General features: G+C 46.1%; 9 protein-coding genes. 6 read left to right on the top strand and 3 right to left on the bottom strand.

What is annotated here, in order from left to right; all coding sequences use genetic code 11:
- Positions 1–20: 20 nt before the first annotated feature.
- The gene (locus tag LQ567_RS05240) at positions 21–1,067 is read right to left on the bottom strand and encodes a zinc-dependent alcohol dehydrogenase family protein (protein WP_231003060.1); all 1,047 of its coding nucleotides are present in this window, start codon (positions 1,065–1,067) and stop codon (positions 21–23) included.
- A 228-nt stretch (positions 1,068–1,295) separates the two neighbouring features.
- Between LQ567_RS05240 and LQ567_RS05235 the strand changes: the two genes are divergently transcribed.
- The 5 genes from LQ567_RS05235 to LQ567_RS05215 all read left to right on the top strand — a co-directional run bounded on the left by LQ567_RS05235 (position 1,296) and on the right by LQ567_RS05215 (position 6,923).
- Entirely contained in the window at positions 1,296–2,111 is an 816-nt protein-coding gene (locus LQ567_RS05235; RefSeq protein ID WP_231003059.1) for a hypothetical protein, read from the top strand.
- A gap of 29 nt (positions 2,112–2,140) precedes the next feature.
- Complete coding sequence (locus LQ567_RS05230) at positions 2,141–2,977, top strand: universal stress protein (protein ID WP_231003058.1); 837 nt, start codon at positions 2,141–2,143, stop codon at positions 2,975–2,977.
- Between the two features lie 97 nt (positions 2,978–3,074).
- Positions 3,075–3,890: a universal stress protein gene (locus tag LQ567_RS05225; RefSeq protein WP_231003057.1), complete on the top strand. Its 816-nt coding sequence runs from the start codon at positions 3,075–3,077 to the stop codon at positions 3,888–3,890.
- A 61-nt stretch (positions 3,891–3,951) separates the two neighbouring features.
- Positions 3,952–6,348: a phosphoenolpyruvate synthase gene (gene ppsA, locus LQ567_RS05220; RefSeq protein WP_231003056.1), complete on the top strand. Its 2,397-nt coding sequence runs from the start codon at positions 3,952–3,954 to the stop codon at positions 6,346–6,348.
- A 134-nt stretch (positions 6,349–6,482) separates the two neighbouring features.
- Positions 6,483–6,923, top strand: a complete 441-nt coding sequence (locus LQ567_RS05215) for an Hsp20/alpha crystallin family protein (RefSeq protein ID WP_231003055.1) — start codon at positions 6,483–6,485, stop codon at positions 6,921–6,923.
- A gap of 260 nt (positions 6,924–7,183) precedes the next feature.
- On the opposite strand, the gene LQ567_RS05210 is transcribed toward LQ567_RS05215, so the two are convergent.
- Positions 7,184–8,773, bottom strand: a complete 1,590-nt coding sequence (locus LQ567_RS05210; protein ID WP_231003054.1) for a sensor histidine kinase — start codon at positions 8,771–8,773, stop codon at positions 7,184–7,186.
- 590 nt (positions 8,774–9,363) lie between these two features.
- The gene (locus LQ567_RS05205) at positions 9,364–10,200 is read right to left on the bottom strand and encodes a universal stress protein (protein ID WP_231003053.1); all 837 of its coding nucleotides are present in this window, start codon (positions 10,198–10,200) and stop codon (positions 9,364–9,366) included.
- Positions 10,201–10,433: 233 nt separating this feature from the next.
- Here LQ567_RS05205 and mgtA point away from each other — a divergent pair, with 233 nt between their 5' ends.
- On the top strand, positions 10,434–12,947 hold the full coding sequence (gene mgtA / locus LQ567_RS05200; RefSeq protein ID WP_231003052.1) for a magnesium-translocating P-type ATPase: 2,514 nt from the start codon (positions 10,434–10,436) through the stop codon (positions 12,945–12,947).
- Positions 12,948–13,004: the final 57 nt, after the last annotated feature.

Below are 13,004 nucleotides of genomic sequence, written 5' to 3'. Positions count from 1 at the left end.
GATCGGTTGTTCTTTAATGTTTATACTTCGGCATTGCTTAGGATCACTTTCAGCGCTTTTTGAGTGGCCGCTTGCTCAAAGGTTTGATATGCTCGTATGATGTCATCCAGCCTGAAGTAATGAGTGATCAGCTTTTTGGCATCGATCTTTTTGGCGGTTACGGTCTTTAGCAGCATAGGAGTGGTTACCGTATCTACCAGCCTGGTAGTGATACTAATGTTCCTGGACCATAGTGTTTCCAGGTGCAGCGCCACACTTTTTCCGTGCACCCCTATATTGGCGATAACGCCGCCGGGCGCAATAATGGATTCACAAAGCTCAAATGTTGCGGGTATCCCTACGGCTTCAATAGCGGTGTCTACACCGCTGTTTGCTGTGAGTGCCATAACTTTTTCCACCCCGTTTTCCTGCCGGTTGTTAATGATATGCGTGGCTCCGAATTGTTTGGCAATGGAAAGCCGGTTTTCATCCGGATCAATCATGATAATGGCCGATGGTGTATAGAACTGGGCCGTCAAAAGCGCCGCCATCCCTATAGGACCTGCGCCTACAATTGCTATGGTACTGCCGGGTTGTACTTTCCCATTCAGCACACCGCATTCAAAACCGGTCGGCAGTATATCACTTAACATAACCAGGGCATCTTCGTCACTTCCTTCGGGCACCGGGTAAAGGCTTGAGTCTGCATAAGGTATCCTAACATATTCTGCCTGTGTTCCATCTATTAAATGTCCCAGTATCCACCCGCCGTTTACGCAGTGGGAATACATGCCCCGTTTGCAATAGCTGCATTTGCTGCAGGAGGTAATGCATGAAATTAATACCCGGTCGCCTTTCCTGAAATTGCTGACAGCGGCTCCGGTTTCTTCGATAACGCCAACACCTTCATGTCCGAGTATCCGTCCTTTTGCTACTTCCGGTACGTCGCCCTTTAAAATATGGAGGTCTGTGCCACAAATAGTGGTTTTGGAGATGCGTACAATCGCATCTGTAGGCTGCAGGATAACGGGTTTAGGTTTTTCTTCCCATGATTTATTACCGGGACCATGATATACTAACGCTTTCATCTTGTTTTTTTTGCAATCTAATTGCTTTTTGGGGGCAACGCTATGATGGCTGTCAACAGGGCTGGTGATTGAGGTCACCTTAGCACAGCCTGTTTCGCCGGGGAACTTATAATGTACGGGTTCCGTTCTTATCGCACAAAGATATTTGATGGCGGTCAGTGTCGAAAGTGAGGATCATCATTGATTTTGCGCTGCGCCGGGGGATATATTTGAATGATAAGGGTAATTATGATTAAGGTATTGATCGCTTCTGAAGGTACAGGCATTAGTCCGGCGGTATTTGAGTTCGTAAAGCAAATGAACGCGCAGACACCGGTTTTACTCGCGGGCTTGTTTTTACCCGAATCGCATTTTATAGATTTACTGACCCGTAACGCTTACCTCGCACAGGCTCTTCCGTGTGATAAAAAAATGCATAGGGAACTGGTTGAGATCGTTTACGAATTTATAAATTTTTGCAAGGACAATAATATCTGTTATTCACTCTATTCGGATAGCGGCCGGTTTGAGCTTCCGGAGCTTCAATATGAAACCCGGTATGCTGATTTGCTTATTGTTGGGGAGGAACTGCTGAAGACCGGAGCGGCAGGCAGCTGGTGCGGAAGATGCCTGGCGGATCTGATCAGGGACAGCGAATGCCCGGTGATTGTCATTCCTCAAACGTTTACGGCTCCAACGAAGAATATTATTGCTTTTGACGGAACTGCAGCTGCGGTTTATGCACTGAAACAATTTTCATACCTGCTGCCCGGTTTTGCGGTAAATGAAACATTGTTTATGGCGGTGGATAACCATATCGCTGAAAGTGCAGCCGTGCTCAATGAAAAACAGCTTGCTGAATTGGTCAAAAGTCATTATCCATGCTATCGGATCGAGGTGGAGGCGGGGAATATACTAAAGTATTTTTCGGGGGAAATGAATGAAGCGGGAACCGTAATCATTGCCGGTTCATATAGGACACTGCCGGGTTTTAGTGCCGGATGTGCAAACCTGGCACCAGACATTCAATGTCAGGGGGCGCCATTATTTATTGCCTCCTACTAGGGTTCGGATATAAGCTTAAAATCGTAAGTATGAAAAAAATACTATTTATTACAAATGCCTGTTCTTTGGATTGCGATGCACTGGATGTTGCCTGCTACATTGCAACAAATGCAAAGGCATCGCTAAAGGGTTTGTTTTTTGAGGATGCGGATGCGGCCCGGGATGCTGCACTATCCGGTTTGGATCCGGATCCGTGCGGGGATATCCTTGGTGAGCCCGATACCATCGGTTTTGAAACCACTACCGAAACACAGGCATTGAATATCCAGCGGTTCCGGAAGCTTTGTGAAAAAAGACATATTAGCTGTACCGTTCGTTGCCTGGGAAAGGATAATATAGCGGAGGCTTTGATTGAAAGCCGGTTCGCGGATCTTATTGTAGCCGGCGAAAGAACGGCTGCGCCGGATGAACAGGACCACTTTCCAGCCACGCTTTTAAAAACGTTCTTGCAGAAAGCGGAATGCCCGGTGATTGTTGCATCTGAACGCATGACTTATATAGAAGAAGTTGTTTTTGCGTATGACGGTTCCGCTTCCGCGGTATTTGCCATCCGGCAGTTTGCCTATTTATTGCCTTTTTTCGACAGCAAGCGTATCATTGTTGTTCAGGTGGGCGACATGCCGGCCGTATCGTATAAACAGCAGATCAGCGAATTGCTGAAAGGGTATTATTCACAAATAGGATATGAGGTTGTACATGGCGAAGACCCGGCTTTTGAATTGTTCAACTTCTTAAAAAGAAGGGATCATTGTTTTATAGTGATGGGGGCCTATGGCCGAGCGTATCTGTCGCAGCTATTTAAGGACAGTACGGCGGCGCCCCTGATACAACTACTGAAGCAACCGGTTTTTATTACACATTTTTAGATCTGCTTCGGTAAGCCCTTATTGCCGGCAGATAAATAGAAACCGGCCTGGGTATTCAATGGATAGATTTTATTGTTTTTTAATAAATAGTTTAGGTATGAGAACAATTATTGCAGCTACGAATTTTTCAGCAACCGCAAATCACGCTGTTGCATTTGCGGCGGATCTGGCACGGGGGCTGAAAGCCCGGCTCATTGTATTTAATGCCGTGGATATACTGCCGGTGACCACCGATATACAGGTGCCCCTGGATTTTTATGAGGTGGCAGAAGAACAGGCAGATGCATTGCTGGCAGACCTGGTTCTGGAAATGAAGAGGCGGACAAAGAATGAGATTGTAATAGAGGCGCTTTATAAGGTGGGAACGGTAGTGAATCAATTGGATGTATTGTGTGATGAGGAAGACCCGCTCGCCGTTTTTATAGCGTCTGAGTTTGTTACGGCGTTTGAGCGGATCTTATGGGGCACGCATTCTATTCCTATTGCGAAACGTAGTTCCTGCCCGGTGGTAGTTGTACCGGCAACCGCCAGCCTGACAGATTTTAAGAAGATCGGCATAGCGATTGATCTGGAAGGTAACGATCCTGTGCCATGGCGTGTTTTGCGCCATTGGCTGGAACTGTTTACTGCTGCAATTGATATTGTGGCCGTATCGCCCAATGCGGAACTCTCCCCGAAGGACGTACCGCTGACCATCGATGTGCAGGAACAACTGGATCGTTTTAAACCGCAGTATTGTTTTCTTGCCAATGATCATGTAGAAGAAGGCATAAGAGCATATGTAGCTGAAAATAACCCGGACCTGCTGATTATGTTTGTTCAGCAACACGGCCTTTTTCATAAAAGCGTAACGAAATCTTTTATCTTGTCACCCCCGGTTCCGGTGATGTTTATCTCTCCAAAGGTGAAATAGCAATCGCGCATATGCGGCGTCCTGATGGTTTATGGTGTGGGCTGCTCTAAAAAAAATAGCGATGAAATATATTATGGATTTTTCGGAGATCGGGATTTCCGATGTGAGCGTAGTAGGGGGCAAGAATGCTTCTTTGGGTGAACTGTATAATAACCTGTCTGCGCTTGGAATACAGGTACCGGGCGGTTTTGCGGTCACTGCCGCTGCATTCCGTTTTTTCATTCAGGAGAACCAACTGGCATATCCATTGAAGCAGCTGTTAACAAAGCTGGATAGTACAACTTATAATAACCTGGCGGAAATCGGAAAGGCCTGCAGAGGGGTATTGCTGGCCGCCAATCTTCCCGAAGTCCTTGAAGAAGCGGTATTGCACGCTTACCGGGCCATGGCAGCGCCTGTTTTAACATCGGTGGCCGTAAGAAGCAGTGCTACGGCCGAAGATCTCCCCGGTGCCAGCTTTGCCGGGTTGCACGAATCCTTCCTGAATATACAGGGGGAACAGGCCTTGTTGCAGGCGATTGCGAAATGTTTTGCCTCGCTTTATACAGACAGGGCTATAAAATATCGCATTGAAAACGGCTTTGCCCACGACCAGGTTGCCTTATCCGTTGGAATACAAAAGATGATCCGGTCCGACAGATCCTGTTCCGGTGTATGCTTTACGCTGGAACCCGAAACGGGTTTCCCGGAGGTAGTGCATATTTCGGGTGTATGGGGACTGGGCGAAAATATGGTGCAGGGAACCGTAACGCCGGATGAATTCCTGGTATTTAAGCCAACACTAAAAGCGGGCAGATATGCTGTTCTGCAAAAGACATTGGGAAGTAAAGAAAAATGGATGCGGTTTAGTGAAGACAAAAGTACGGCGGGGATTATTAATACGGATACGCCGGAGGCGATGCGGAACCGGTTTATTCTGAGCGATACGACCATTCAGCAACTGGCACGTTGGGCAGTTGCCATTGAAGATCATTACAAAAGACCGATGGATATAGAATGGGCCATGGACGGACTTACCAATGAATTGTTCATTTTACAGGCGAGACCGGAAACCGTTCATAGTCAAAAACAGGAACCCGTTTTTAGTATTTACAGGTTACAGGGCAATTATCCGCTTATCACCAAAGGAATGGCCGTAGGAAGCAGGATCGTTTCAGGTGTTGCGCGTATACTGACCACACCATCGGAGGCCACGCAATTACAGGCTGGTGACATCCTGGTTACCACGCTCACCAGCCCGGACTGGGACCCGTTCTTAAAAAAAGCCGGAGGTATCATCACCGACAAAGGCGGCCGTACCAGCCATGCTTCTATTATTGCCCGGGAAATGGGAACGCCCGCTGTGGTGGGCTGTGAAAACGCTACACAAAAGATCAGGAACGGAATGCTGGTTACCATTAGCTGTGCAGAGGGAAAAGAAGGCTTCGTATATGCGGGGCGGGCTGAATGGACGGAAGAAAAGATAGATCCCGGCACCATACAGCTGCCTGAAGTAGCCGCACCGATGTTGATCATAAGCGATCCGGGAAAGGCCTTTCTCTGGTCGTACCTTCCTAACAAAGGAGTGGGGCTGCTGCGCATGGAATTTATCATCAATAATGTAATCCGCATTCATCCCATGGCCCTGGTGCAATATGAAACATTGCAGGATGTTGTCGCCAGGGAGCAAATTGAGCAGTTGACCGGCGGATACCAAGATAAACGCCAGTACTTTATTGAAAAGCTGGCGCAGGCTGTAGCAACAATAGCCGCAGCATTTTATCCCCGGGAGGTGATTGTGCGGATGAGCGACTTTAAAACGAATGAATATGCTCATTTACTGGGGGGAAACGCGTTTGAGCCGCAGGAGGAAAACCCGATGCTGGGCTTCCGCGGTGCATCACGTTATTATCATCCTTTGTATAGAGCAGGTTTTGGGCTTGAGTGCGCCGCAATGAAAAAAGTGCGGGATGAAATGGGATTGGTCAATGTTAAGCTGATGATCCCGTTTTGCAGAACGGTGGAAGAAGGCCGCAAAGTAGTAGCTGTGATGAAAGAGGAAGGACTTATTCAGGGCGTGAACGGATTGGAATTATACATGATGGCGGAGATCCCGTCCAACGTGTTACTTGCGGCTGAGTTTGCACAGATCTTTGACGGCTTTTCGATCGGATCCAACGACCTTACGCAGCTGGTGCTGGGTGTAGACAGGGATTCCGGTATTATTGCCACCCTGTTTTCTGAAAGAGATCCTGCGGCAATGGCGATGATCGCAGACATGATCGCCCGGGCAAAAGAACGGGGAAAGAAAATAGGCCTTTGCGGTCAGCGCCCCAGTGATGACCCTGGCTTTGCCGAATTCCTGGTGGGTGCGGGTATCGACAGCATCTCCTTTAATCCGGATGCGTTGTTGAGCGGCATTGCCAATATGGTTCAGGCAGAACAAAAAGGAAACGGTTACCCTCATCAGTCGCCGTAGTCATTATCCTGAATGACCCGGATCATTGTAACACGGGTGCCTCGTTTTCTACCTTTATAAGGGACCGCCCGTTCGTGGTTTTGAAAAAAATATCTGGAAAATAAATATTTAAATTTAAAAACAAGGAGGATGTTATGTCTAAACAATCACTGATCAATTTGAAAGAAGTTTTTCCCGGAGTTATCGATGATTTTTTTACTCCCTGGAGCGACTGGCTGAAGCGGAACAATTTTTTGAATCACGACACCGTACCTGCACTGAATGTTGCTGATGAAAAAGATCAGTATAAGGTTACCGTGGCTGCGCCTGGATTGGAAAAGAGCGATTTTGATATAGACGTAGATGATAATGTACTTACCATCAGCGCCAGTTCTGAAAAGGAGCACGAGGAAAATGAAAAGAAATACCGTCGCAGGGAATATAGTTACTCCAGCTTTTCCCGTACGCTTACGCTCCCGCAGGATGTTAAAACCGATGCGATCGAAGCCTACTACGATAAAGGCATTCTTACGCTGGAACTGCCCAAGAACCATAACGGCGACGCACGTATTGAAAAGAAGGTGGATGTAAAATAAGTGTCTGATGCTTCTTGCAGACTGACTGCATCCCAGTATTGAAAACGAAGATCATAACAGGACGAGAATGAGGAACTAAAAATTCGGCTCTTATGCCGGCCCGGATTTGCCGGCCTGTTCCCGTATATTGGGAACGGTTTCATTGTTCCAAGAACAGGAACAGGACTGGTGAATACTATTTTTAGTCTCTTCATTCTCCTTTATAAGGGCGTTATTCGCTGCCGGAAATACCGGGATCCGCAGGGGATATCCGCATGGTTTCAGGGTTTTACCTGAAAATTGAGTTCAAAAGTGGTTCCTGCGTCCAGCTGGCTCCTGCAGTTAATGGTGCCATTTAATAATTCAACATATTTGCTTACGATATGCAGCCCGAGACCGGTTCCCTGGATATTTGTTGCGTTTGCTGCGCGAAAAAAACGTTCAAACAAATGAAGCTGGTCTTCCGCTGATATGCCGATACCATTATCGGTAACCGATATTTTCAGGTTTCCCGGTGTACGGGTGCTCTGTAGTTCAATAACGCTGCCTTCAGGTGAGAACTTGATTGCATTGGAAAGCAGGTTTATCAGGATGTGCTTTATCAGTGAGGGGTCCAGTTCTATCTGCAATGCACCTTCATGCCGGTAATGTATTTGCTGGTTGTTCTTTAGTAGCCCGATCAGTTCATTGGTGGTCTGTGTTAGGTGCTGCTCAATATCAAAAACCGTTCTCCGTAACTGGATCTTACCCTCCTCGATTTTTCCAACAGAAAGAAAGTCGTTTAAAATGTCGGTTAACATGTTTACGGCGGACACAATGCGCTGTATATGTTTATCTCTCCGGTACTGGTCTTCTTTCTCAGCATATTTGGAGATCAGATACGCGGATGACAGCACCGTACTGAGCGGTGTTCTGAATTCATGAGATGCAATGGAAACAAACCGCGACTTCAGCTCACTCAATTCTTTCTCCTTTTGCAGTGCAACCAGCAGGTCGGTTTCGGCCTTTTTTCGCTTGGAGATATCCATGGCAATCATCAGGTACCCTTCGATTGTGCCCTGAGTATTGCGCATTGCGGTAAAGGTTTGCGAAACGGGGAAATGACTGTCGTCTTTTCTTTTATAATATACTTCCGCTTCATTGGATGTTCCGTTGCCCGCTTTATCAATCAGGCTGGCCAGCGATATCCCGGTTTCATCCAGGAAAACAGCGGGTGTTCTTTTGCCGATCAGTTCCGTTTCACTATAGCTTAACAGTCTTTCGGCAGCCGGGTTAATCATCTTAATAATCCCGGCATCATCTGTTACAATAATAATGGCTTCCGCATGGTTCCAGATATTCTTTAAAAATATATTGATCCGGTTCAGTTCCGTATCCTTTGCCTCGGTTTCTGCAATAAGCGACGCCAGTTGCTTTACGGTACTTTTAAGCGTTACCGTTCGTTCCTCCACTTTTTGCTCCAGCGCTTCGTTGAGTTGCTGCAATGCCTGTTCTGCTTCCTTTCTTTTGGAGATATCGCTTAAGAATGCGATCACATACTTACCCTGGTCTGTCTGGTAACTGCCCAGGCTTACCTCAACGGGAAATTCCGTTCCGTTTTTGCGGATTGCATATAGATCCAGTCCCAATCCCATGGGCCTGTTTTTAGGGTGTTCATTATAATGATGCACATGGGTAATATGCCGGCTATGGTAGCGCTCGGGTATCAGCTGCTCAATCTTTTGCCCCAGCAACTCTTTTTCCGAATAGCCAAACTGATTGAGAAGGAAGGGATTTGCCAATACAATGGTGCCCTGCTCGTTTGCCACCATTATACCCAGTGATGCATTGGTGAACAGGACGTCGAAGCCAATGCCGGTATCCTTATTCATGACTGTTGATTTGGTAAATTGAAGGTACTATTTATTTTTTGAGTATTACAAAATAGTAATATGTTAATAATCAACCGGATGCTGCCAGATACGTACTGCCGTAAACGAATTTGCCGATTCTGTAAGGATTCAGATGATGATAAAGATCAGCAACCGGTTGATCATTGTCATTCATTAACGCCAGCGTACGGTTTTATATTTGTCTCAGATTCAATTCAGTGTTGGTCGGAAAGTAAGGAAGTTCAGAAATATCTGTTTAAAAGGCAGTAAACTGAATGTTTTAAAAAACAGAAAAAAAACTGTTTGCTTAGCCAGGATACTACCGGATTGATTTAGCTGCCACAGAATAAAATCTGTAAAAGGGTATAACACTGTGGTCATCGTTTTAAGGCAGGCTGAAAAGCCTGCTTTTTTCTGTGCCGGTTCACCAATTACAAACAATTGCTATTGGTGAGGGCAGGAGTATACTTAACACCACGGCTGTTTTTGAATCATCGATAACGGGGTCCATACGCGGGGGCAATGTGTAATAACTTCCAACGGGATACCGCCGGTGAATAAATGATATATGGATACACCTGTTGGCCGGCTTAATCGTGTGCCACAAATAACGGGCATTTCATTTCCTTCATCAGCACATCTGCCATACTGTTCCTGAACCAGCGGCTAACCGCTCCGCGGCTGTATGCGCCTAAAGTGATGAGCGTTCCCTTTTTTGTTTGTTCCAGGTAATGAACGATTGCTGTTTCCGGCGTTCCTTTCAGTACCATATATTGCGCTTTCGGATAATGGCGCTTGAGGAATTCCTTAAATAGTTTGTTGTCGGGGAGATGGGATGTTTGGTCCGCGGTGTTTACTGTAAGAATGGTGGTTGGCAATTGTTTCAGCGTATCCAGCGTGTAGCTCAGCATCTTAATGGCATGTACGGATGAGGGCGTTCCATCGTATAATAAAAGAAGTTGATCAATGGGCTGAAATGAACGGGGTGTCAGTATAACAGGACAGTGCACGTTGCTCAAAAGGTCGCGGATAAACAGGCTGGGAACCTTTTCCGTATAGGAAGTGAAGGTTTCCGCGTGGTCAATGAATAAAAGATCCGCAAAAATGCTTTCATGTAAAAGCTCCTGTATCGCAACGCATTTATGGCGATGCAGTGAATAGTTTAAGGACCCTTCCCGGCAGGCTTTTTCAAAGTGGGCTACCGCCAGGTTCCGGGTTTTTTCATCTTTCTGGTCATATTTTTTCCGCCTGGCTTCAAAGTCTCCGTCCTGCTTTAACAGCTGGGTTATTTTATAACTATGATGCATGAAGTCATCGAGGAATACGCCGGTTAAATGCGCGTTGTTTTGCTTTGCGAGATGAATAGCATAATTGCTTACGCTTTCAGCGTATTTAAGGCCGTCAAATGCTGCAATATATTTTTTCATGATGAGCGGTTTTGCTGCTGGCGGATGCTGGTTCATTTTTTTTACAATTTTATATGAAGCTACAACCCCGGCGGTACTTTTTTTATGAGAAGCGTTAAGACCCGGCCTGATTGTGGTCACATTGATAAGGTACACCTATCCGGATGACCGGCATCATTTTTAAACGTTATTGACTGAGCGTTATTTGTGGTAACCAATCATCTTGGATCCCTGGTGCATCAAATAATAATACATTGGAACAATTTTGGCTACAGGACGCAAATGCCCTTTTAACCTGCTTAGGCAGCAGCCGGGAGGGGTTGGAACAAGGTTCCGCAATTGAACGCATAAGGCAACAAAAGGCCGGTGAAAATCTTGTTGGACGGAAGCCCTGGATAAGCGATTTGCTGCTGCTGCTTTCGCAGTACAGGAGCCCACTGGTAATATTACTGGTTTTTGCAGTTATGCTGTCAATTGTGTTGCAGGAATATTCCGAAAGTGCCATTATCGCCGTAGTATTGTTGCTGACCGGTGTTTTTGGTTTTTTTCAGGAACGGACTGCCGGTAAGGCGGTGGAGCGCTTAAAACAACTGACGCATATCAAGGCTTGCGTAAAGCGCAACGGCGTAACCCGGGATGTTTTTTTTGAGGAGGTAGTGCCCGGCGATATTTTATTGCTGAATGCAGGAGATATTGTTCCGGGCGATGCGTTCCTCCTGGAGTCAAATGACCTGCATGTTAATGAGGCGCCGCTTACCGGAGAATCTTTTCCTGTGGCAAAATTTGCAGGCAGCTGTTCTGTAACAGGCCCCCTGTCCAAAATTACCAATGCTGTTTTTAATGGTACAAGCGTTACCAATGGATCGGCCACCGCCCTGGTTGTACATACAGGCCGGAATACCGTTTTGGGGAAGATCGGGCGTTCGCTGCAGCAGGCGGAATGGCCAACCGCTTTTGAAAAAGGGATCTACAAATTCGGCTATTTGCTGATGTATCTGACTTTTGTTATTTCCGGAATTATACTTATTATAAATGTGTTGCAGGGGAAACCTGTTTTTGATTCCGTTTTGTTTGCGCTGGCTTTGGCGGTAGGCCTGACGCCGGAATTGCTGCCGGCAATCATGACCATTACCCTGTCTGCGGGTGCCAAACGGATGGTTCAGAAAAAAGTGATCGTCAGAAAGCTGGCGGCGCTACAAAATTTGGGTGAAATTGATTTGCTTTGTTGTGATAAAACCGGTACGATCACCACCGGAATTATGGTTCTTAACAATGCCGTGAATATCGAAGGTGACGAGAGCGCGAAGGTATTGTTATATGTTTATCTTAATGCTTACTTTCAGTCGGGATTTTCCAATCCGATAGACGAAGCTATTAAACATGCAGCCAGTTATGATACAAGCGGTTATCGAAAAATTGGAGAAGTGCCGTATGATTTTCATCGCAAGCGGCTAAGTGTTCTGATTGGTAACGAACAACAGTGTACCATGATTACCAAAGGTGCCGTCCATAATATTCTTGCTGTTTGCAATACAGTTGATACGAAGGACGGAAAGACGGTGCTTGACGCGGTATTGGCCGGGCAAATAGAACGTGCATTCGAAAGGTTCAGTTCCCAGGGATACCGGACCCTCGGTATTTGTTATAAAGCGGTTACTGCAGATGCCGGAATTACAAAAGAGGATGAAACGGATATGACCTTTTTAGGGTTAATGACGTTGTCTGACGTTCCTAAAAACGACATTGCTGCATCTATTAACCAGTTAAAGGATGTTGGAATCGCTCTGAAAATCATTACGGGTGATAACCGTTTTGTTGCAGCGCATTTAGCCGCTCAGATCGACGTGCAAACGGAACGACTGATTTGTGGAGGAGATATGGAACAAATGGATGATGATGCCCTGCGCGGGATGGTGAACCAGGTCAATGTGTTTGCCGAAGTGCTGCCGGAGCAAAAAGAGCGGATTGTAAAACTGCTCCGGCAAACAGGACATACGGTAGGGTATCTGGGAGACGGTATTAACGACGTGAACGCCTTACGGGGCGCCGACGTGGGTATTTCAATCGAGAATGCGGTAGACGTGGCAAAAGAGGCCGCTGATATTGTATTGCTGGACCGGAATATTGATGTGATCAGGGAGGGCGTGATGGAGGGCAGAAGAACGTTTGAAAATACCATGAAGTATATTTATATTACAATCAGTGCCAACTTTGGTAATATGATCAGTATGGCAGTGGCTTCGCTTGTGCTTCCTTTTTTGCCGATATTACCGGTGCAAATTCTGCTGAATAATTTTTTAAGCGACTTGCCGGCAATCGCCCTAGCTTCGGATAATGTAGATAAGGAAACACAACTCCAACCGGCCAGGTGGAATTTGAAATATATCGGTCGTTTTATGTTTGTGTTCGGCCTGCAGAGTTCGATATTTGATTTTGTAACGTTTGGAGTGTTATACCGTTATTTTTATTCTGCTCCGGCGCTGCTAAGGACAGGCTGGTTTATGGAAAGCTTTTTGTCTGAGATCGTTATTTTATTTGTATTGAGGACCCGGCTTTTTTTTCTGAAAAGCAAACCTTCAAGGTCCCTGCTCTTTTCAAGTGCGTTTACCTGCGTGTTGTTTGTAGTTATTCTTTATACACCACTATCGAAAGCGTTTGCATTTTATCGGTTGCCTGTGCCTATTTTAATGATAATTCTCTTGATCGTGGCAGCATATATGGCCGCTGCAGAAGTGACTAAGAAATGGATCATGAATAAAATACGGTGATGCAACGAAGTTTCCCAGATTGATGATCGTTTCGTTCAGATGACCAATATGATGATG

Source organism: Niabella pedocola, from assembly GCF_021044425.1.
Lineage (GTDB): Bacteria > Bacteroidota > Bacteroidia > Chitinophagales > Chitinophagaceae > Niabella > Niabella pedocola.
The sequence above is the reverse complement of the archived record's forward strand: the minus strand, read 5'-3'. Positions and strand labels throughout refer to the sequence as shown.

Bases quoted from the DNA above. Each gene is read 5' to 3' on its own strand.
- LQ567_RS05210 (WP_231003054.1), bottom strand. From the start codon at position 8,773: ATGAATAAGGATACCGGCATTGGCTTCGACGTCCTGTTCACCAATGCA.
- LQ567_RS05225 (WP_231003057.1), top strand. From the start codon at position 3,075: ATGAGAACAATTATTGCAGCTACGAATTTTTCAGCAACCGCAAATCAC.
- LQ567_RS05205 (WP_231003053.1), bottom strand. From the start codon at position 10,200: ATGAAAAAATATATTGCAGCATTTGACGGCCTTAAATACGCTGAAAGC.
- LQ567_RS05230 (WP_231003058.1), top strand. From the start codon at position 2,141: ATGAAAAAAATACTATTTATTACAAATGCCTGTTCTTTGGATTGCGAT.
- LQ567_RS05240 (WP_231003060.1), bottom strand. From the start codon at position 1,067: ATGAAAGCGTTAGTATATCATGGTCCCGGTAATAAATCATGGGAAGAA.
- ppsA (WP_231003056.1), top strand. From the start codon at position 3,952: ATGAAATATATTATGGATTTTTCGGAGATCGGGATTTCCGATGTGAGC.
- LQ567_RS05215 (WP_231003055.1), top strand. From the start codon at position 6,483: ATGTCTAAACAATCACTGATCAATTTGAAAGAAGTTTTTCCCGGAGTT.
- LQ567_RS05235 (WP_231003059.1), top strand. From the start codon at position 1,296: ATGATTAAGGTATTGATCGCTTCTGAAGGTACAGGCATTAGTCCGGCG.